This window comes from Terrabacter sp. NPDC080008, assembly GCF_040702505.1.
GTDB lineage: Bacteria > Actinomycetota > Actinomycetes > Actinomycetales > Dermatophilaceae > Terrabacter.
Genome location: NZ_JBFBLC010000008.1, coordinates 97,374 through 116,506, shown reverse-complemented (window position 1 = coordinate 116,506; position 19,133 = coordinate 97,374). Strand labels below are relative to the sequence as shown.

16 protein-coding genes are annotated in these 19,133 nt (G+C 71.4%); 11 read left to right on the top strand and 5 right to left on the bottom strand.

What is annotated here, in order from left to right:
- Window positions 1–99: 99 nt before the first annotated feature.
- The 3 genes from pdhA to AB0316_RS19530 are packed head-to-tail and all read left to right on the top strand — an operon-like array spanning window position 100 to window position 3,719.
- Window positions 100–1,254, top strand: a complete 1,155-nt coding sequence (pdhA, locus tag AB0316_RS19540) for a pyruvate dehydrogenase (acetyl-transferring) E1 component subunit alpha (protein WP_366274820.1) — start codon at window positions 100–102, stop codon at window positions 1,252–1,254.
- Window positions 1,254–2,246: an alpha-ketoacid dehydrogenase subunit beta gene (locus tag AB0316_RS19535; protein ID WP_366274819.1), complete on the top strand. Its 993-nt coding sequence runs from the start codon at window positions 1,254–1,256 to the stop codon at window positions 2,244–2,246. The genes pdhA and AB0316_RS19535 overlap by 1 nt, the downstream gene beginning before the upstream one ends.
- 18 nt (window positions 2,247–2,264) lie before the next feature.
- On the top strand, window positions 2,265–3,719 hold the full coding sequence (locus tag AB0316_RS19530) for a dihydrolipoamide acetyltransferase family protein (RefSeq protein ID WP_366274818.1): 1,455 nt from the start codon (window positions 2,265–2,267) through the stop codon (window positions 3,717–3,719).
- Window positions 3,720–3,868: 149 nt separating this feature from the next.
- On the opposite strand, the gene AB0316_RS19525 is transcribed toward AB0316_RS19530, so the two are convergent.
- Both AB0316_RS19525 and AB0316_RS19520 read right to left on the bottom strand, forming a co-directional pair.
- Window positions 3,869–4,690 carry an oxidoreductase gene (locus AB0316_RS19525; protein ID WP_366274817.1) on the bottom strand — a complete coding sequence of 274 codons (822 nt, stop codon included), beginning with the start codon at window positions 4,688–4,690 and terminating at the stop codon, window positions 3,869–3,871.
- 247 nt (window positions 4,691–4,937) lie between these two features.
- Window positions 4,938–7,031, bottom strand: coding sequence for an MDR family MFS transporter (locus tag AB0316_RS19520; protein ID WP_366274816.1), 2,094 nt, complete (start codon window positions 7,029–7,031; stop codon window positions 4,938–4,940).
- Window positions 7,032–7,133: 102 nt separating this feature from the next.
- Here AB0316_RS19520 and AB0316_RS19515 point away from each other — a divergent pair, with 102 nt between their 5' ends.
- Complete coding sequence (locus tag AB0316_RS19515) at window positions 7,134–7,742, top strand: TetR family transcriptional regulator (RefSeq protein ID WP_366274815.1); 609 nt, start codon at window positions 7,134–7,136, stop codon at window positions 7,740–7,742.
- A gap of 32 nt (window positions 7,743–7,774) precedes the next feature.
- Here AB0316_RS19515 and AB0316_RS19510 read toward each other — a convergent pair whose 3' ends face one another.
- Entirely contained in the window at window positions 7,775–8,149 is a 375-nt protein-coding gene (locus AB0316_RS19510; protein ID WP_366274814.1) for a TraR/DksA C4-type zinc finger protein, read from the bottom strand.
- Window positions 8,150–8,285: 136 nt separating this feature from the next.
- Here AB0316_RS19510 and AB0316_RS19505 point away from each other — a divergent pair, with 136 nt between their 5' ends.
- From AB0316_RS19505 to AB0316_RS19480, 6 genes are all read left to right on the top strand, one after another.
- On the top strand, window positions 8,286–9,752 hold the full coding sequence (locus AB0316_RS19505) for a hypothetical protein (RefSeq protein WP_366274813.1): 1,467 nt from the start codon (window positions 8,286–8,288) through the stop codon (window positions 9,750–9,752).
- Window positions 9,753–9,820: 68 nt separating this feature from the next.
- The gene (locus AB0316_RS19500) at window positions 9,821–11,089 is read left to right on the top strand and encodes an Nramp family divalent metal transporter (RefSeq protein ID WP_366274812.1); all 1,269 of its coding nucleotides are present in this window, start codon (window positions 9,821–9,823) and stop codon (window positions 11,087–11,089) included.
- A 118-nt stretch (window positions 11,090–11,207) separates the two neighbouring features.
- On the top strand, window positions 11,208–12,356 hold the full coding sequence (locus tag AB0316_RS19495; RefSeq protein WP_366274810.1) for an acyl-CoA dehydrogenase family protein: 1,149 nt from the start codon (window positions 11,208–11,210) through the stop codon (window positions 12,354–12,356).
- Complete coding sequence (locus tag AB0316_RS19490) at window positions 12,356–13,447, top strand: acyl-CoA dehydrogenase family protein (RefSeq protein ID WP_366274809.1); 1,092 nt, start codon at window positions 12,356–12,358, stop codon at window positions 13,445–13,447. The genes AB0316_RS19495 and AB0316_RS19490 overlap by 1 nt, the downstream gene beginning before the upstream one ends.
- Complete coding sequence (locus AB0316_RS19485; protein WP_366274808.1) at window positions 13,444–14,181, top strand: enoyl-CoA hydratase-related protein; 738 nt, start codon at window positions 13,444–13,446, stop codon at window positions 14,179–14,181. Before AB0316_RS19490 ends, AB0316_RS19485 begins: the two co-directional genes overlap by 4 nt.
- 94 nt (window positions 14,182–14,275) lie before the next feature.
- A complete protein-coding gene (locus tag AB0316_RS19480; RefSeq protein ID WP_366274807.1) occupies window positions 14,276–15,475 on the top strand; it encodes an MFS transporter in 1,200 nt (399 codons plus the stop codon).
- Window positions 15,476–15,883: 408 nt separating this feature from the next.
- On the opposite strand, the gene AB0316_RS19475 is transcribed toward AB0316_RS19480, so the two are convergent.
- Both AB0316_RS19475 and AB0316_RS19470 read right to left on the bottom strand, forming a co-directional pair.
- On the bottom strand, window positions 15,884–17,599 hold the full coding sequence (locus AB0316_RS19475) for an MDR family MFS transporter (protein WP_366274805.1): 1,716 nt from the start codon (window positions 17,597–17,599) through the stop codon (window positions 15,884–15,886).
- A 1-nt stretch (window position 17,600) separates the two neighbouring features.
- Window positions 17,601–18,113: a MarR family winged helix-turn-helix transcriptional regulator gene (locus AB0316_RS19470; protein ID WP_366274804.1), complete on the bottom strand. Its 513-nt coding sequence runs from the start codon at window positions 18,111–18,113 to the stop codon at window positions 17,601–17,603.
- A 216-nt stretch (window positions 18,114–18,329) separates the two neighbouring features.
- Between AB0316_RS19470 and AB0316_RS19465 the strand changes: the two genes are divergently transcribed.
- Window positions 18,330–19,097, top strand: coding sequence for a GAF and ANTAR domain-containing protein (locus tag AB0316_RS19465; protein WP_366274802.1), 768 nt, complete (start codon window positions 18,330–18,332; stop codon window positions 19,095–19,097).
- Window positions 19,098–19,133 lie beyond the last annotated feature (36 nt).

Here is a 19,133-nt window from a genome sequence, read left to right as displayed (position 1 = left end):
TCACGAACGGCGGCCCTGCGCCCCCAGAAGCCGACGAGCGGGTGACCCCCGTCCGCGGGCCGAACGAGTAGGCCGGTCTCACCGGCGAAGGAGCCCCACGTGAGCGACAAGGTTGTCGCCGAGCTGCAGCAGCCGACCCCCGCGGTCGGCGACGGTGGCCCGGACATGATCCAGCTGCTGACCCCCGAAGGTCAGCGCGTGTCCCACCCCGACTACGACAAGTACGTCGCGGACCTGACTCCCGAGGACCTGCGGAGCTTCTACCGCGACCTCGTCCTCATCCGGCGGCTCGACGCCGAGGGCTACGCCCTGCAGCGCCAGGGCGAGCTCGGCCTGTGGCCGAGCCTGCTCGGCCAGGAGGCCGCCCAGGTCGGCTCCGGCCGCGCGCTCCGGCCGCACGACTTCGTCTTCCCGACCTACCGCGAGCACGGCGTCGGCTTCGTGCGCGGCATGGACCCCCAGAGCTCGCTGCAGCTCTTCCGCGGCGTCAGCCAGGGCGGGTGGGACCCCAAGGAGAACAACTTCCACCTCTACACGATCGTCATCGGGGCCCAGGCGCTGCACGCGACCGGCTACGCGATGGGCGTGCGGATGGACGGCAACGTCGGCACCGGCGACCCCGACCGCGACACCGCGGTCATCTGCTACTTCGGCGACGGCGCCTCCTCGCAGGGTGACGTCAACGAGGCCTTCGTCTACGCGGCGAGCTTCGACGCGCCGGTCGTCTTCTTCTGCCAGAACAACCAGTGGGCCATCTCCGAGCCCGTCGAGAAGCAGACCCGCATCCCGCTCTTCCAGCGTGCCAGCGGCTTCGGCTTCAAGGGCGTGCGCGTCGACGGCAACGACATCCTCGCGACGTATGCCGTGACGCAGCACTGCCTGGACGAGGCGCGCAACGGCAACGGCCCGCTGCTCGTCGAGGCCTACACCTACCGCATGGGCGCGCACACCACCGCGGACGACCCGACGAAGTACCGCGTCTCCGCCGAGGTCGAGGAGTGGAAGTTCCGCGACCCGATCCTGCGCCTCAAGACCTACCTGGCCCACGAGGGCATGGCCGACGACGCGTTCTTCACGGGCGTCGACGAGGAGGCCGACCAGTTCGCCGCCGAGCTGCGCGACGGCTGCATCAACATGGCGACGATGCCTGGCGAGACGATGTGGGACCACATCTACGCCGAGGACCACCCCGTCATGGAGGCGGAGCGTGCCGCCTACCTTGCCTACAAGGCGAGCTTCGAGGAGGCGAACTGATGGCCGGCCAGCTGGAGAAGGTCACGCTCGGCAAGAGCATCACCAACGGCCTGCGCAAGGCCATGGAGGCCGACCCCAAGGTCGTGCTCATCGGTGAGGACATCGGCAAGCTCGGTGGCGTCTTCCGCATCACCGAGGGTCTGCAGAAGGACTTCGGCGAGGACCGCGTCATCGACAGCCCGCTCGCCGAGTCCGGCATCGTCGGCACCGCGGTCGGCATGGCGCTGCGCGGCTACCGCCCGGTCTGCGAGATCCAGTTCGACGGCTTCGTCTACCCGGCCTTCGACCAGATCGTCAGCCAGGTCGCCAAGATGCACGCCCGCTCGCTCGGCACCGTCAAGATCCCGATGGTCATCCGCATCCCGTTCGGTGGCGGCATCGGCAGCCCGGAGCACCACTCGGAGAGCCCCGAGGCCTACTTCGCCCACACCGCTGGCCTGCGCGTCGTGGCCTGCAGCAACCCCGAGGACGCCCACTGGATGATCCAGCAGGCCGTCGCCTGCGACGACCCGGTGATCTTCTTCGAGCCCAAGCGCCGCTACCACGACCGCGCCGAGTACGACACGGCCGCGACGTCGGCACCGCGAGGGCTCTTCGAGGCCAACGTGATCCGTCAAGGGACCGACGTGACGATGGTCGGCTACGGCCCGGTCGTCAAGACGATGGTCGAGTCGGCTGCTGCCGCCGAGGCCGAGGGCACGAGCATCGAGGTCATCGACCTGCGCTCGCTCTCGCCGCTGCCCATCGAGACCATCGTGGAGTCGGTGCGCAAGACGGGCCGGCTCGTCGTCGTCCACGAGGCGAGCAGCTTCCTCGGCATGGCGTCCGAGATCGCCGCCCAGGTCACCGAGCAGTGCTTCTACGAGCTGGAGGCGCCGGTCATCCGCGTCAACGGCGCCAACATCCCCTACCCGCCGAGCCGGATGGAGGAGGAGTTCCTCCCCGACCTCGACCGCATCCTCGACGGCGTCGACCGCGCGCTCGCGTACTGACGAAAGGCGCTGGCACACATGGCAATCAAGACGTTCAACCTGCCCGACCCCGGCGAGGGCCTCGTCGAGGCCGAGATCGTCGAGTGGAAGGTCGCCCCCGGCGACACCGTCAAGGTCAACGACATGGTCCTCGAGATCGAGACGGCCAAGTCGCTCGTCGAGCTGCCCATCCCGTGGGCGGGCACCGTCAAGGAGCTGCTCGTCCAGGTCGGCGAGACCATCGACGTCGGCACGCCGATCATCTCGATCGACGACGGACTCGGCGAGGAGACCCCCGCCGTCACGCCGTCCATCCCCGGCGAGACGGCTGCGCCCGCCGAGTCCGGCGCCGCCTCGGAGGCGATCCTCGTCGGCTACGGCGCCAAGGCCGGTGCCACGGCCCGCCGCCCGCGCAAGGCTGCGGTCCCGGCCGCTGCCGGGGTGAAGACCCCGACCGAGACCGAGCAGATCGCCGCTGCAGCACCCGTGGCCGAGCCCGCCGCTCCGGCGGCCCGGGTCGAGTCGCCCGCTCCGGCGGCGCACGGCGTGGCCCCGACGACGGGTGGCCGACCCAAGGCCAAGCCGCCGGTGCGCAAGCTCGCCAAGGACCTCGGCATCGACCTCGCGACCGTCACCGCGAGTGGACCCGACGGCATCATCACCCGCGAGGACGTCACCAACCACGCGAGCGGTGCAGCAGTGAACGGCGCTGCAGCGCAGGCCAGCCCGGCCGCGGCACCCGCCGAGACGGCATACCGTATGCCGTTCGGTGCCGGCGAGCGCGAGGAGCGGACGCCGATCAAGGGCGTTCGCAAGATGACCGCGCAGGCGATGGTCGGCTCGGCGTTCACCGCGCCGCACGTCACCGAGTGGGTCACCGTCGACGTCACGAAGACGATGGAGCTCGTCGAGCGCCTCAAGGGCAGCCGCGAGTTCCGCGACGTCAAGGTGACGCCGCTGCTCGTGCTGGCCAAGGCGCTCGTCCTCGCGGTCAAGCGAAACCCGGGCATGAACGCGACGTGGGACGAGGCCAACCAGGAGATCGTCCAGAAGAACTACGTCAACCTCGGCATCGCCGCAGCGACCCCGCGCGGCCTGATCGTCCCGAACATCAAGGACGCGCACGCCCTGTCGATGCTAGAGCTGGCACAGGCCATCGGGCAGCTGACGGCGACGGCCCGCGAGGGTCGCACCCAGCCGGCCGAGATGTCGGGCGGCACGATGACGATCACCAACGTCGGCGTCTTCGGCGTCGACAGCGGCACCCCGATCATCAACCCGGGTGAGTCGGCGATCGTGTGCTTCGGCGCGATCCGCAAGCAGCCGTGGGTGGTCACCGACGCCGACGGCAACGACGAGATCGCGATCCGCCACGTCACGCAGCTCGCGGTCAGCTTCGACCACCGGCTCATCGACGGCGAGCTCGGGTCGCGGTTCCTCAGCGACCTCGCCGCGATCATGGAGGACCCGGCCCAGGCCCTCGTCTGGGGCTGACCCGCCCTCCCGCTTCAAGCGTCGAGAGGCCAAAGTTTGCGGCCTCGCGTCAGTCGAAAGGCCAGCCCTCGTCACGGGGACTGGCCTTACGACTGCGCCGGACCCGCAGAAACTGGCCTCTCGACGGTGCAGGGTCTGTGGCGTCGCGCTCAGGCCGAGTAGGCGCGCTTCACGACGGCGTCCATCGCCCGGTCGGGCAGCAGGCGTCGCGCCGTCACGATGGCCCGGGCGCCCCGCCCGGCCGGATAGCGGGCCGCCGGGTTCGTGCTCTCGAGTGCCTTGAGCACCTTCTCGGCCACGGCCTCCGGGCCCGAGCTCATCCGCGGGGTGTCCACCCGCTCGAACATGACGGCCATCCGGCGGGCGAGGCCCTCGTAGACCGTGCCGACCGACCGCTCCACCATGCTGTCGCGGGCGATGGTGTTCCACTCCGAGATGATCGGACCCGGCTCGACGAGCACGACGTCGATGCCGAACGGGGCCACCTCGATCCGCAGGCTGTCGCTGAACCCCTCGACCGCGAACTTCGTGGCGTGGTACCAGGCGCCCAGCGGCTCGTAGATCTTGCCGCCGATGCTCGAGATGTTGACGATGCGGCCCCGGCGGCGGGTGCGCATGTGGGGGATGACGAGCTGCGTCAGCCGGGCCAGTCCGAAGACGTTGACCTCGAACTGCCGGCGCGCCTCGTCGATCGGCACGTGCTCGACGGGGCCGTAGGAGCCGTAGCCGGCGTTGTTGACCAGGGCGTCGATCTGTCCCTGCTCGGTGATGATGCGGTCGATGCCGGCCACCATCGACGCGTCATCGGTGACGTCCATGGCGAACGGGATGACGCCACGCGGCTCGAGCGAGGCCATCCGCTCGACGCGGCGGGCGACGGCATACACCGTCCACCCCGACTCGACGAGGTGCAACGCGATGGACTCGCCGATCCCGGACGACGCGCCGGTGACGAGGGCAACCTTGGTCATGTCGTCACCGTATGCGGCCACGCGCGTCTCGCAAGCCCCGCTCCTCTGCGCCCTCCCGACCCCACCCCCAACCGTCGAGAGGCCACGAGTGGCCCACCGTCACACGTCGAGAGGCCAGTCCTCCTGAGGGAGAACTGGCCTCTCAACTCTGTCCTGTGGGCCAGACGTGGCCTTTCGACGGTGTCAGTAGGGCCAGACGTGGCCTTTCGACGGTGTCAGGAGGGCCAGACGTGGCCTTTCGACGGTGTCAGCGCGGGGCGGCCTGGGCGGCGGCCTGCTCGGCGAGCCGGGCGTTCTGCCGGTCCACGAGGTAGGCGGCGCCGAGGTCGTCACCGACCGACGAGAGCAGCCGGATGTCGACCGCCTCGTGCCGCTCGGCGACCGTCGGCTCGACCGTGGTGAGCACGGTGCGGGAGTCGCGCTCGGCCACGGCCGTGGCCAGCTCGCGCTTGAGCGCCTCGTCGAGCACTCCGCCGTCGGCCCTGGCGCGCGCCGCGACCTCCACCGCGAAGCGCTCCGTCTCGGCCGCGAGGGCCGGGTCCTCGGTGGTCAGCATGCGGGCGGTCCGGTGGAGCAGCGCCGCACCGGCGTCGAGATCGCCGTCGCCGATCCTGGTGACGGCGCGGGTCAGCAGCGGTCGGTCGCCGCGCAGTGCGGAGTCGGCGAGCAGACCCAGGCGCAGGCCGAGCAGGCGCTCGTGCGTACGCGTGTTGCCGGCCTCGCGGCCGAGCGGCACCTTGAGCTCCTCGTCGGCCGACTGCGACAGCGTGTCGAGCAGCTCGACGCCGGCCTCGTCGGCCGTGTGGACGGTGTCGCGCAGCGGCACCTCCTTGATGAAGAGCGCGGCGAGCAGCGCGAGGGCAAAGGGCGCCAGGCCCCAGACGAACACCGTGTGCAGCGAGTCGGCGAGGCCCTGCTTGACACCGTCGGCGATCTGCGGCGGCAGCTTGGCCAGAGCCGAGGGGTCGAGGACCGACCCGGCGCTGATCTGCTGGCCCGAGGACTGCATCTGCTTGACCACCGACGCGGGCAGGTGCGAGGCGATGTTCGCAGCCAGGCCGCTCGTCATGATCGTGCCGAAGACGGCGGTGCCGACCGTGGAGCCGACGTTGCGGAAGAACTGCGTCGACGCGGTGGCGACGCCGAGGTCCTTGCGCTGGGCGGAGTTCTGGATGATCAGGGTGAAGACCTGCAGTGCCATGCCGAGCCCGACACCGAAGACGATCATCGACAGCGTCAGGTCGGTCTGGCTCGAGCCGTAGTGCAGCTGGGTCAGCAGCCAGAAGCCGACGCCCATGATGAGGATGCCCGCGATGGTCTGCAGCTTGTAGCGGCCGGTCTTGGTGATGACGAGGCCGGCGACGATCGACAGCCCGATCATGGCGACCGACATCGGCATGAGGATCAGCCCCGAGTTGGTGGCCGAGGCACCGAGCACACCCTGCGCGTAGACGGGCAGGTAGATCATCGCGCCGAACATCATGACCGAGACCATGAACGCCGCGATGTTGCTGAGCGTGAAGAGCGAGCTCTTGAACAGGCGCAGCGGCAGCACGGGCTCGACGGCCTTGCGCTCGATGGCGATGAAGGCGACGAGCGCGACGATGCCAGCGGCATACATCCCGATGATGGCGGGGGAGCCCCAGTCGAGGGTTGTGCCGCCGAGCGAGGTGGGCACGAGCAGCAGGATGAGCGTCAGTGACAGCACGCCGATGCCGGCCTTGTCGACGACGGTCTCGCGCGGCTTGTGCTCGAGGTGCAGGAAGCGGCTGATGCCGAAGAAGGCGAAGACGCCGACCGGCAGGGTGATGAAGAAGAGGTAGCGCCAGCCCCAGTTGTCGGTGACGAAGCCGCCGACCAGCGGGCCGAGGATCGAGGAGAGCCCGAAGACGCCGCCCATGAGGCCCTGGTACTTGCCGCGCTGGCGGGGCGGGATGATGTCGCCGATGATCGTCTGCGACAGCGGCATCAGGGTGCCCATGCCGGCGCCCTGGATGGCGCGGGCGCCGATCAGCCACCAGAAGTTCTGGGCGAAGCCCGACAGGACGGAGCCCGCCATGAAGACGACGAGGCCGCCGAGGTAGAAGCCGCGCCGGCCGTAGAGGTCGCTCATCTTGCCGACGATCGGCACGGTGATCGCGCTGACGAGCATCGCGGCGGTGGCGAGCCAGGAGTAGTGGTCGATGCCCCCGAGCTCGGCGACGATGCGCGGCATGGCCGGGCCCACGATCGTCTGGCTGATCGAGGCGACGAGCATGCCGAGCATGAGCGCGATGAAGATGTTGCGGGTCGATGAGTCGAGCCCCGCCTTTGCGGGCTGGGACGCCGGCCCCGCGGTCACGGCTGCAGGCTGCGAATTCGATGGCATGGACCTGAGAATACGCGGTTCGTGCAGTCACTGCAAAATTGCAGCCACTGCACCTAGGTGTGGCACCATGGAGGCATGAGCACGGACCTGCTGCCGGACGAGGCGTGCGGCCTGCGTGAGCGCAAGAAGCGCGAGACCCGCCGCGCGCTCAACCTCGCCGCCCTTGACCTCGTCGAGGAGAGGGGCTTCGCCGCCGTCACCACCGAGGAGATCGCGGCCCGCGCGGGCGTCAGCGCCCGCACCTTCTTCAACTACTTCCCCTCGAAGGAGGCCGCCGTCATCGGCAGCACGAGCGAGGAGCTCGAGTCGTATGCCGCCGCGGTCGAGGAGGACGTGCCCGGTGAGCCGCCGATCAGGTCACTCCACCGCATCATCTCCGGGATGCTCGCCCCCGCCTCCGTGGACCCGGCGCTGCGCGCCAAGCGCCGCCGGGTCCTCCTCGGGGAGCCGTCACTGGCCCCGGCGCTGGTCGGCAACAACATCCGCATCGAGAACGCCCTGACGGCGGCGCTCGAGCGGCGGCTCGGTCTCGCCCCCGGCGCCTCGCTCGAGCCGCGCCTCACGGTGGCGCTCGCGATCGCCGCGGTGCGCGCCTGCATCGAGCACCAGCAGAACGGCGGGGAGGGCGAGCTCGAGCACAACATCGACCTCGCCTTCGACCGCGTCGCCGCCGGCGTGCACTGACGGTCAGCCGCCGAAGCCCAGCCGCGGGAACCTCAGCGCTGCAGGGCAGCTCCCGCGTGCGTGATGCACGTGCGCGCGGCCGGCCGGGCCCGCAACCGCTCGTCCGCGATGTCCTCGCCGCACACCTCGCACCGTCCGTAGGTGCCGTCGTCGATCCGCGCCAACGCCGCGTCGATCTCGGCCAGGTGCCGCTCGGCCTGGGTGATCAGGGCCGCGATCTGGGTGCGCTCGTAGGCGATGGTCGAGCCCTCGGGGTCGTGCTCGTCGTCGCCGATGTTGGCCTCCGACGCCTCGACGACCTCGTCGAACTCGCGCCGCAGCCCGGCGATGCGCTCCACCTCGTTGGTGCGGTCCGACGCCAGCTCCGGCCCCAGCTCCGCCGCGAGTGCGGCCGTCCTCGTGCTCATGTCCCCATCGTCCTCCACTCCGCCGTCCTCGGCGGGCACGACCCGGAACGAGTGGCACAAAGCACGTGACCGGACGCGCCGGACCTCACGAGACGGTGATCCGCCCGCCCGCCCGGCCCTCGGGCAGGATGAGCGCATGAGCGACCCCAGCGGAGTGGTCTTCCCCCTCGACCCGGCGTCCGGACGCCGTAGCACGACGGCAACCGGCCGCGCCGTCGTCGCCGACGCCCTGCACGCCGTCGACCCCGTGGGTGCCGCCTCCGCCGAGCGCGAGACGAACTGGCGCCAGGGCTACCTGCCGCACTTCCGCCGCCTCGTCGAGGCCGGGCTCACCTCGCCCGACGCCGCCTGCGACATCGCGCGTCGCGGCCTCAGCTCGCTCCACGACCGGATGCGCTGGGTCGACGCCGCCGGTGACCAGTCGCTCGAGGCGGCCTTCGCGGACGCGCACGGGTCGTCTGGTCCCCTCCGCTCGGAGACGATCCGTGGCCAGGGCGAACGGGAGCGGGCCCTCACGGTGCCGTATGCCGGCCAGCGCCTCTCCGGGGACGCGCTCCGTCGCCGCCTCGACCTCTGGGTGGAGGCGGGCACCGTCGAGCCGTCGTGCGCCGAGGCCGTCGGCCGCGTCGTCGACAACCCCGACTGGCTCGACCTGTCCGACCGCACCGTGGTCGTGCTCGGCGCCGCCGCCGAGATGGGGCCGCTGCGCTCGCTGCTGCGCTGGGGCGCCGACGTCGCGGCGGTCGACCTGCCCCGCCCCGACCTGTGGGGCCGGCTGCTCGAGGACACCCGCCGTCTCGCCGGCTCGGTGACCGTCCCGGTCCGCGCCGGCGACGAGCCACTCGCGGCCCGCGCCGGCGGTGACCTCGTCCACGAGCTCGGCGCCGTCACCCGCTGGGTCGCGGCCCTCGAGGGGCCGCTGGTGCTCGGCAACTACGTCTATGCCGACGGCGAGACCAACGTCCGGGTCTCCACCGCCGTCGACGCCCTGACGCAGCAGGTCGTGGAGGCCAAGGGCCGGGAGGACGTCGCCCTGGCCTTCCTCGCCACCCCGACCGACGTCTTCGCGGTCCCGGGTGCGGCCGTCGAGCGGTCGGTCGACAGCTACGCCCACCGGCGCACCTCCAAGCTGCTCCGCGTCCCGCTGCGGACGGTCAGCGGCGGCCGGCTGCTGCGCCGCAACTACGTCCCGGGCCAGGACCCGGGCATCAACGACAGCGTCGTGCTGCAGCAGGGCCCCAACTACCTGCTCGCCAAGCGGCTCCAGCGGTGGCGCGCGACGGCATACCGCGCCGACGGCGGCCTCGTCTCCTTCAAGGTGGCGCCGCCCACGCGTACGCGGTCGGTCCTGAAGAACCGCGCGCTCGCGGCTGCCTATGCCGGCGCGCACCGCTTCGGCGTCGAGGTCTTCGAGCCGGGCACCGCCAACACGCTCATGGCGGCACTGCTCGTCCACGACCTGCGCACCGGCTCGCCGACCCAGCCCGCGCCGTGGCAGGACGAGGCGTATGCCGCCGCGCACGGGGGGCTGTGGACATGCGCCTACGACCCCCGCAGCGCCCTCGGGATCGCCGCGCTCCTCGGGCTCGGCGCCGCCCGCTGACGGCGGGCCGCCGCGTCGAGCCGGACGGCATGTGGCGCCTGTCACCCGGAGGCTGAATGCTGTCCTCCATGGGTGAGCGAGTGGCGCAGCAGCCGCGCGTGGACCGGTCGCGGGCGCGCGGCCTCGGCGCGCCCGGCCTGCCCCGCACGCTCGTCCCGGCCCTGCTGGCCGCGATCGCCTATGTCGACCCCGGCAACTTCGGCGTCAACATCACCGCCGGCTCCGAGCACGGCTATGCGCTCGTCTGGGTCGTGGTGTTCGCGAGCTGCTCGGCGATGGTCATCCAGTACCTCGCGGCCAAGCTCGGCATGGTCACCGGCAAGAGCCTCGCCGAGCACAGCTCCGAGCGCTTCCCGGGCATCGGGCGGGTGCTGCTGTGGCTGCAGGCCGAGCTCGTCGTCGTCATGACCGACCTCGCCGAGATCGTCGGCGGCGCCATCGCCCTGCGGCTGCTCTTCGGGATGCCCGTGATGGCGGGGGCGGTCTGCGTGACCGGCTTCAGCCTCGTGGTGCTCGCGCTGCGGATCCGCGGCCGCAGCCAGTTCGAGTCGGTCGTCCTCGTGCTGCTCGCGGTCATCCTCGCGGCGCTGGCCTGGCAGGTCGCCATCGCCGACGTCGACAGCGCCGCGCTGCTGCGTTCGCTCGTCCCCGGACCGCTCGACTCCTCGGCCGCCCTGCTGGCCGTCGGCATCGTCGGGGCGACGGTGATGCCGCACGCCCTGCACTTCCACTCCGCCGCCTCCCGAGGCCCCGACGCAGCCCTCGGCGGTCCCGCCACGAGTGAGGAGCGCCTGGGGCAGCGCCTGCGGGCCGGCCGACGCACCGTGCGCAGCGTCGTGATCGCGATGGCCGTCGCCGGCGCCGCCAACGTCAGCCTCGTCGTCCTCTCCGCCGCCCTGCCGGCAGGCTCGGGGGCGAGCATCGAGAGTGCGTATGCCGCCCTGTCGGCCCACGCTGGCCAGCTCGCCGCCACGGTCCTGGCCGTCGCGCTCCTCGCCTCCGGCCTGGCCTCGACGCTCGTCGGCGTCCAGACCGGTGACATCGTCTTGCAGGGCTTCGTGCGCCGACCGATCGCCCCGCTGCTGCGCCGGCTCCTGGCCGTCCTGCCGACCCTGCTCGTGCTGTGGCTGGGCGTCCAGCCGACGGACGCCCTCGTCTGGAGCCAGGTGGTGCTCTCGTTCGCGCTGCCGGGCACCCTCGTGCCGCTGCTGCTCTTCACGCGCGACCGCCGTCTCATGGGCGGCCTGGCCAACCACTCGGCGACCACGGCCGTCGCGGCCCTCATCACCGCGGTCATCGTCGGCCTCTGCGCCTACCTCGTGGTCACCGGCCTCTGACCCGACCTCGAGCCGAGCTCTGGGAGCCCGCGGGACGGCATACGCCCTCACACCCGTCGGAACGGCGTGTGGGAGAGTGGCGCACGAACCGCTGCGACGTCGCACGAGGGAGGTGGGCATGTCGGCCAGACTCGTTCCCCCGGGAGCCAGGGAGCTGCCCGCGCTCACCGAGCTGCGCCTCGAAGTGCGCGCCTTCCTCGCCGAGCAGGTCGCCGCGGGGGCGTTCGTCCCGCACGTCGACACATGGCTGACCCGATGGGACCGCGACTTCACCCGCGAGCTCGGCCGCCGCGGCTGGCTCGGCATGGTCATCCCCACCGAGTACGGCGGGCAGGGACGCACCTATCTCGAGCGCTTCGTGATCACCGAGGAGCTGCTCGTCGTCGGTGCCCCGGTGGCCGCGCACTGGATCGCCGAGCGCCAGATCGGCCCGTCGCTGCTGCGCTACGGCACCGAGGAGCAGAAGCAGGCGTTCCTGCCGGGGATCAGCCGCGGCGACATCGTCTTCGGCATCGGCATGAGCGAGCCCGACTCGGGTTCCGACCTGGCAAGCGTGCGCACCCGCGCCGAGCGTGTCGAGGGCGGCTGGCGGCTCACGGGCACGAAGGTGTGGACCTCCGGCGCCCACGAGGCCGACGCGTTCTTCGCGCTCGCCCGCTCGGCACCGCTCGACCCCGACCACCGTCACGCCGGCCTCAGCCAGTTCATCGTCGACCTGCACGCGCCCGGCGTCACGATCCGCCCGATCATCTCGATGGGCGGCGACCACCACTTCAACGAGGTGCACCTCGACGGCGTGCTCATCCCCGACGACCGGGTGCTCGGCGAGGTCGGCCAGGGGTGGAGGCAGGTCACCTCCGAGCTCGCCTACGAGCGCAGCGGCCCCGAGCGGGTGCTCTCGACGTTCCAGCTGCTCGCTGCGGCCGCGCAGGCCATGGACGACGGCCGCCTGCCCTCCGACCCCGGCCTCGGCCGGCACGTCGCCCGCGTCGCGGCACTGCACCACATGTCCTTCGCGGTCTCCACCGCGCTCGAGGCGCACGCCGACGCCGACACGGCGGCCGCCGTGGTCAAGGTCCTCGGCACGACCGAGGAGGGCGACATCGCCGACTACGTCGACACGCTGACCGCCTCCGGCTGGGCCCTCGACGACGAGCTCGACACGCTGCTGCACGCCGCGATCCTCCAGCGGCCGGGCTTCACCCTGCGCGGCGGCACCAACGAGATCCTGCGCGGGGTCATCGCGCGAGGGCTGGGGATGCGCTGATGGCCGAGCACCACGACCTGTCCGAGCTGGCCGCCGCCACGACCCCCGACCCCGACCTCGTCGCGGTGCTCGAGGAGCTCTTCAGCGACTACCGCGCGACCCGGGCCACGCCGACCGCCGTCGTCGACCTCGACCGTGACCTCTGGCAGCGGCTCGAGGAGCTCGGCCTGACCCGACTCACCGGCACCGAGGCCGCCGGTGGCAGCGGGGGCGGCTGGGTCGACGCCGCCGCGCTGCTCGGTCTCGCCGCCGCAGCCGCGGCACCGGTGCCGCTCGCCGAGCACGACGTCCTCGGTGGGTGGCTGCTCGAGGCGGCCGGCCTGCCCAACGAGGGCGGCATCCGCACCGTATGCCGTCCCGACCCGTCCGGGGTCGCCCTCAACGTCACGTGGGCCCGGGACTCGAGCCGCATCGTGGCCCTGTGGGAGGACCGCGACGAGTGGCGGGTCGCCGACGTGCCCGTCGACCGGGTGGCCGTCGAGGAGCGCCGCAACCTCGCCGGGGAGCCCAGCGACACGGTCGAGTTCGACCTCGACGACCTCGAGGCGGGCACCGTCGTCGCGCACGAGATCGGCGAGCAGTTCCACCTGCGCGGGGCCCTCGCCCGTTGCGCCCAGGTCACCGGCGCCATGGAGCGGGTCGTCGAGGTCGTCCTGACCCACGTGCGCGAGCGCCAGCAGTTCGGCCGCCCGATCGGCCGCTTCCAGGCGGTGCAGCACCTCGTGGCCGACCTCGCCGCCGAGACGGCGCTGGCCCGCACGGCCACCGACGCCGCCGTCGCCCGGGCGGCGGCCTCCGACTGGCGCGACCCCGGCATGCTCTTCGCCGTCGGTGTCGCCAAGTCGTGCGTCGGGCACGCGGCCTCGGTCGTGGTCCGCGGCTCGCACCAGGCGCTCGGCGCCATCGGCACCACGCTCGAGCACGAGCTGCACACCCTGACCCGGCCGATCCTCGCCAGGCGCAGCGAGTACGGCTCGCTGCAGGACTGGGACGAGACCCTGACCGCGCTGGCCTCCTCGGCCGGCCACGACCGGCTGTGGACCCTCATCACCACCGGCCGGGCCAAACCGGCGAAGGAGATCCGCCCATGACCGAGGTCCGCTACGAGACCCGCGACGGGGTGGCCGTCATCACCCTCGACGCGCCCGAGCGCCGCAACGCCCTGTCGGTCGAGATGTCCCGCGAGCTGATCGACGCCGCCCGCACCGCCGAGGCCGACGAGTCGGTCGGGGCGGTCGTCGTCACCGGCGGTGCCCACTTCTGCGCCGGGGCGGTGCGCAGCGTGCTCGCCGACACCGGCCGCGACCCCGTCGAGGACGAGGCCTACCGCAACCTCGAGACCGTCTACGCGGCGTTCACCACCGTCGGGTCGATCGCGGTGCCGACCGTGGCGGCCGTCCGCGGCGCCGCCGTCGGGGCCGGGCTCAACCTGGCCCTCGCCACCGACCTGCGCATCGTCTCGCGCACCGCCCGCCTGCTGCCCGGCTTCGCCCAGATCGGCATCCACCCCGGCGGTGGCCACTTCACCCTCATCGACCGTGTCGCCGGCCGCGAGGCCGCGGCCGCGCTCGGCCTCTTCGGCGAGGAGGTCGACGGGGAGCGCGCGGTGGCCCTGGGACTGGCGTGGGCGGCATACGACGACGGGGACGTGCTCGACCGGGCGACAGAGCTCGCCGCCCGCGTCGCGAAGGACCCCGCGCTGGCCCGGCGGACGGTCACCAGCTTCCGCCGGGAGACCGCCCCCGGCGGCATGCCGTGGGACGTCGCCGTGGAGCTCGAACGCTCGCCACAGATGTGGTCGCTCCGCCGCAAACACGGCGCCTGACACCCCGCGAGTCCCGAACCCGGCATTTCGTCCGGGTGGGGGGCGTAGTGCGAGTATGGGGAGGTTGCCCGTCCCCGACCGACAAGGAGCACCCGTGCTTGCGTCCTACCGACCTCTGTTCGAGGTACCGGGGGCGCGCCGCTTCATCGCCGGGGGAATGGTCGCGCGCACCGCGGGCTCGATGTTCGCCGTCTCGGTTGTGGCCATGGTCTCCGCACGCACCGGCTCGTACGCGCTCGCCGGTGCCGTCGTGGCGGTCGGCATGGTCTCGCTCGCGCTCTGTGCACCGTTCCTCGGCCGGCTGGTCGACCGCTACGGCCAGCGCCGCATCGCGATCCCGTTCTTCCTCTGGTCCGGCTTCTGGGTCGTGATGACGCTGCTGGTGTCGTGGCGCGGCTGGCCCTCGTGGCTGCTCTTCATCACCTTTCCGCTGTGCGGCGCGATCCCGAACCTCGGCACCATGGCCCGCGCGCGCTGGTCGCACATCTTCGCGAGCGACCCGAAGAACCTGCACGCCGCCATGTCGTTCGAGCAGGTGATGGAGGAGCTCACCTTCGTCATCGGGCCGGTCCTCGCGATCTGGCTGTCGACCGCCCTCTTCCCCGAGGCCGGCTTCCTCTTCGCAGCGATCGCGTATGCCGTCGGCGTGCTCGTCTTCGTCTCCGCCCGCTCCACGGAACCGCCCGTCGTGCCGCACCACGAGCGGCCCACCGAGCACGCCTACACCGTGCCGGGCCTCGTCCCGCTCGCGTTCATCATGGTCATGACCGGGGCGATCTTCGGGGTGAACGAGGTCGTCACGCTCGCCGTCTCGAAGGAGTTCGGCGCCGCCAGCGCCGCCGGCGGCATCCTCGCGCTGTATGCCGTCGGGTCCGCCACCGCAGGCCTCGTCTTCGGGCACGTCTCGCACGGGCGCAGCCTCGTCAAGCTGCTCGTCGCCGGGACCTTCGGCATGGCGGTGCTCGAGATGCCGGTGCTGCTCGCGCCCAACCCGTGGGCCCTGGCCGGCCTCATGCTCGTCGCCGGCATGGCGACGGCGCCGACCCTCATCACGACGATGAACCTGATCGAGCGCATCACGCCCAAGGCGCAGCTCAACGAGGGCATGACGATCGTGCTGACCGGGATCATCGTCGGGGTCGCGGCCGGCTCCGCCGTCTCCGGCGTGGTCGTCGACCATGTCGGTGCCCAGCACGGCTACTGGGTCGCGATCATCGCCGGTGCGTTCGCCTTCGTCATGGCGCTCGGCACCCGCGCCTTCCTCACCCGGCGCGAGCTGCACACCCTCCGCTGACACCCGTCGAGAGGCCAGAGTTCGCGGGTCCCGTCGCGTCGAGAGGCCACGTCTGGCCCTTCTTCAACCGTCGAGAGGCCACGCTTGGCCCCTCTTCAACCGTCGAGAGGCCACGTCTGGCCCACCTCGGCCGGTCGAGAGGCCACGTGTGGCCGGCTCGCGCCCGGCACGCCCGATGACCGTGATGAGTCAGCACATGGTCCTGCGTCTGGTGTGGTGGTCACCCCACCAGACGCAGGACCATGACGCACACCACCCGCCGCTTCACGGTGGGCACGGCGCAGACCGGGCCACCCGGCATACGCCCTCGGGGTGAAGCGTCGAAAGGCCACTTCCCAAGGGCGGGAAGTGGCCTTTCGACTGATGCCAAGGGGCCAGTCGTGGCCTCTCGACGGGTGGAGCGAGGGGTCAGTGCCCGGCGGGGACCGCCACGGCCTCGTCCTCGGGGGCGTTCGCCGCACCCGGCTTGGGGCCGAGGTCGACGTGCGGGAGGAACAGCGAGGCGATGAAGGCCAGCACGAGCACGCCCGCCGCGACGACGAACACGGTCGACATGGCGTCGGAGAACCCGACGAGGAACGGCCGCGCCAGGCGCGGGTCGAGCTGGTTGATGAACGAGCTGTCCGACAGGGCCGAGCCGCCCATGCCGCCACCGGCGCCGCCCGAGTGCTGGGCCGCCTGCATCGACTGGATGAAGGCCTTGTTGGTGGCCGGGTCGCCGCCCGTCGGGTTGCGCAGCGCCGCCTGGAACTGCGCCGTCGGGGCGATGCTCCGCATGGCGTCGCCGATCTTCGTGCCGGCCTGCGAGAACAGGATGGAGAGGAAGACCGCGGTGCCCAGGGTGCCGCCGATCTGACGGGTGAAGGTCGCCGACGACGTGGCCACGCCGATGTCGCGACGGTCGACGGCGTTCTGCACGGCGAGGGTCAGCGGCTGGAAGTTGAAGCCCAGGCCGATGCCGAAGAAGAACATCCCGATCATCGTCTTCCACAGCGGGGTGTCGGCCCCGACGTAGTGGAAGCCGAAGAGCGAGAGCACGAGGATGGCCGCGCCGATGATCGGGAAGTGCCGGTAGCGGCCGGTGCGGCTGATCATCTGGCCCGAGAACACCGAGCCGGCCATGATGCCGAGGGTCATCGGCAGCAGCTGCAGGCCGGCCTCGGTGGGCGTCGAGCCCTTGACGATCTGCAGGTAGAGCGGGATCGCCGCGAGGCCACCGAACATGCCCATGCCGATGAAGACCGAGCTGACCGAGGCGGCCGCGATGGTCCGGTTGGTGAAGAGGCGCAGTGGGATGAGTGCCTCCTCGCCCATGGCGCGCTCGACGACGAAGAAGGACACGAGGCCGACGACGCCGATGACGTAGCAGAGGATCGACTGGCCGGAGCTCCAGCCCCAGTCGCGCCCCTGCTCGGCCACGATGAGCAGCGGCACGAGGGCCACCGACAGGCTGAGCGCGCCCCAGTAGTCGACGCGGTGGTCGCGGCGGGTGTGGCGCAGGTGCAGCGTGCGGGACACGACGATGAGGGCAGCGATCGCGATCGGCACGTTGACGAGGAAGACCCAGCGCCAGCCGGTGACGCCGAGCAGCGTGCTCTGTCCGGCGAAGAAGCCGCCGATGACCGGGCCGAGGACGCTCGAGGTGCCGAAGACCGCGAGGAAGTAGCCCTGGTACTTCGCGCGCTCCCGCGGCGGGACGATGTCGCCGATGATCGCGAGGGCGAGCGAGAAGAGACCGCCGGCACCGATGCCCTGGACGGCGCGGAAGGCCGCGAGCGAGGGGATCGACCAGGCGAGCGTGCACAGCATGGAGCCGATCGTGAAGATCGAGATGGCGAAGATGAAGAGCTTCTTGCGCCCGTAGATGTCGCCGAGCTTGCCGTAGAGCGGCGTCGCGATCGTGCTCGTGATGAGGTATGCCGTCGTGACCCAGGCCTGTCCGGCGAGGTCGTTGAGGTCGTCGGCGATGACGCGCATGGCGCTCGCGACGATCGTCTGGTCGAGCGCGGCGAGGAACATCCCCAGCATCAGACCGATGAGGATGGTGATGATCTCCCGGTGGGAGAGCGCCGGCGCGCCCGCCCGGGCGTCGGCTGGCGACGGTTCGGCGGTGGTGTCGGACATGTCAGTCCTCTTTCTGCTTCAGGTCCTTGGTGGCGTGAAAGGGCATGGGGGGCGACGCTGCACCCCTGTCCCTGAGGTGGGCGTCGAGCGCGTCGCCGAGCTCGCGCAGGCGGGTGACGAAGTCCGCGGTGGCCGGGCCGTCCCAGTGGCGCAGCAGGCCCTGGAACCAGGCGGCGCGACCGTCCTGGATGCGCACGAGCGCCTCGTGGCCGGTGTCGGTCAGCGACACGACCCAGGCGCGTCCGTCGTTGGGGTCGGCGCTCTTCTCGAGCAGACCGCTCGTGACGAGGGCGCTGACCTGGCGGCTCACCGTCGAGACGTCGTTGTGCAGCGTCGCGGCGAGCTCGGAGATGCGCACGGTTCCCGCGCCGGCGACGACGAAGAGCACGGGGTATGCCGTGACGTCGACGCCGTCCTCGAGGCGGGGGGCGGTGTGCTTGGCGGCGACCAGCAGCTTCTGGACGCGCAGCAGCCCGAGGAACACCTCGTTCGCGTCGTCCTTGCTGACCCCCACGGCCACCCTCCCGTCCATCTATTTGCTTGCAGCATGCAAGTATTTGGCTGGTGAGTGGTTCTTGTCAACTTCGATGTACAACGTTTGTCGAAGGTGTCGCACGGCCCGGCTTCTCGTATGGTTCTGCGTGCTCGCACCATCGGGGAGGTGCAAGGATTGCCGTGAGCCTGATCCGCCCGACAGAGCGCGGCGCAGGACCCGAGTTGCAGGAGTGCCATGACGAGCGACGTCCCCGTCGACCCGACGATCAACGATGCGTTCCATCGCATGTCGGCGCTGATCTATGCCGGTGCCGACTCGGGGTCGATCCACCGCTCGCTCGTCGACTGTGCCGCGCACCTCGTCGAGGGCTGTGACCGCGCGTCCCTGCTCCTGCGCACCCGTGACCGGTTCGTCACCGCGGCGAGCACCGATGCCATCGCCCGTCGCATCGACCAGATCGAGATCGAGATCGGCGAGGGCCCCTGCGTCGACGCGATCGTCTCCGAGGCCTACCAGCACGACGCCGACCTGACCGACGCCACGAGCCCCTGGCCGCGCTTCACCGAGCGCATCGTCGCCGAGACGCCGGTGCGTTCGGCGATCGGCTACCGGCTGCTGCTCGACGGCGACAAGGTCGGCGCCCTCAACCTCTACTCCGACACCCCGGGCGCGCTGACCGGGCGCTCCGCCGACTCCGGCGCGGTGATCGCCTCGTTCGCGTCGGTCGCCCTGATGGCCATCCGGGCTCGTGAGGAGGCGGCGACGCTGCGTCAGGGTCTGCAGAGCAACCGCGAGATCGGCAAGGCGGTGGGCCTGCTCATGGCGGCCCACCACATCTCGGGCGAGGAGGCGTTCGAGCTGTTGCGCACCACGTCGCAGGAGCTCAACATGAAGCTGGCCAAGCTCGCATCGCAGATCGTCGAGGGGCAGGAGTCCCAGTTCGCGCCGTCCGGCGAAGCCCCGTCGAGCATCAGCGCGGGCGGCGCCGCGGACGCCGGCTAGTCAGCCGCCGTCCACGGCCCCCGCACGCGACCAGAA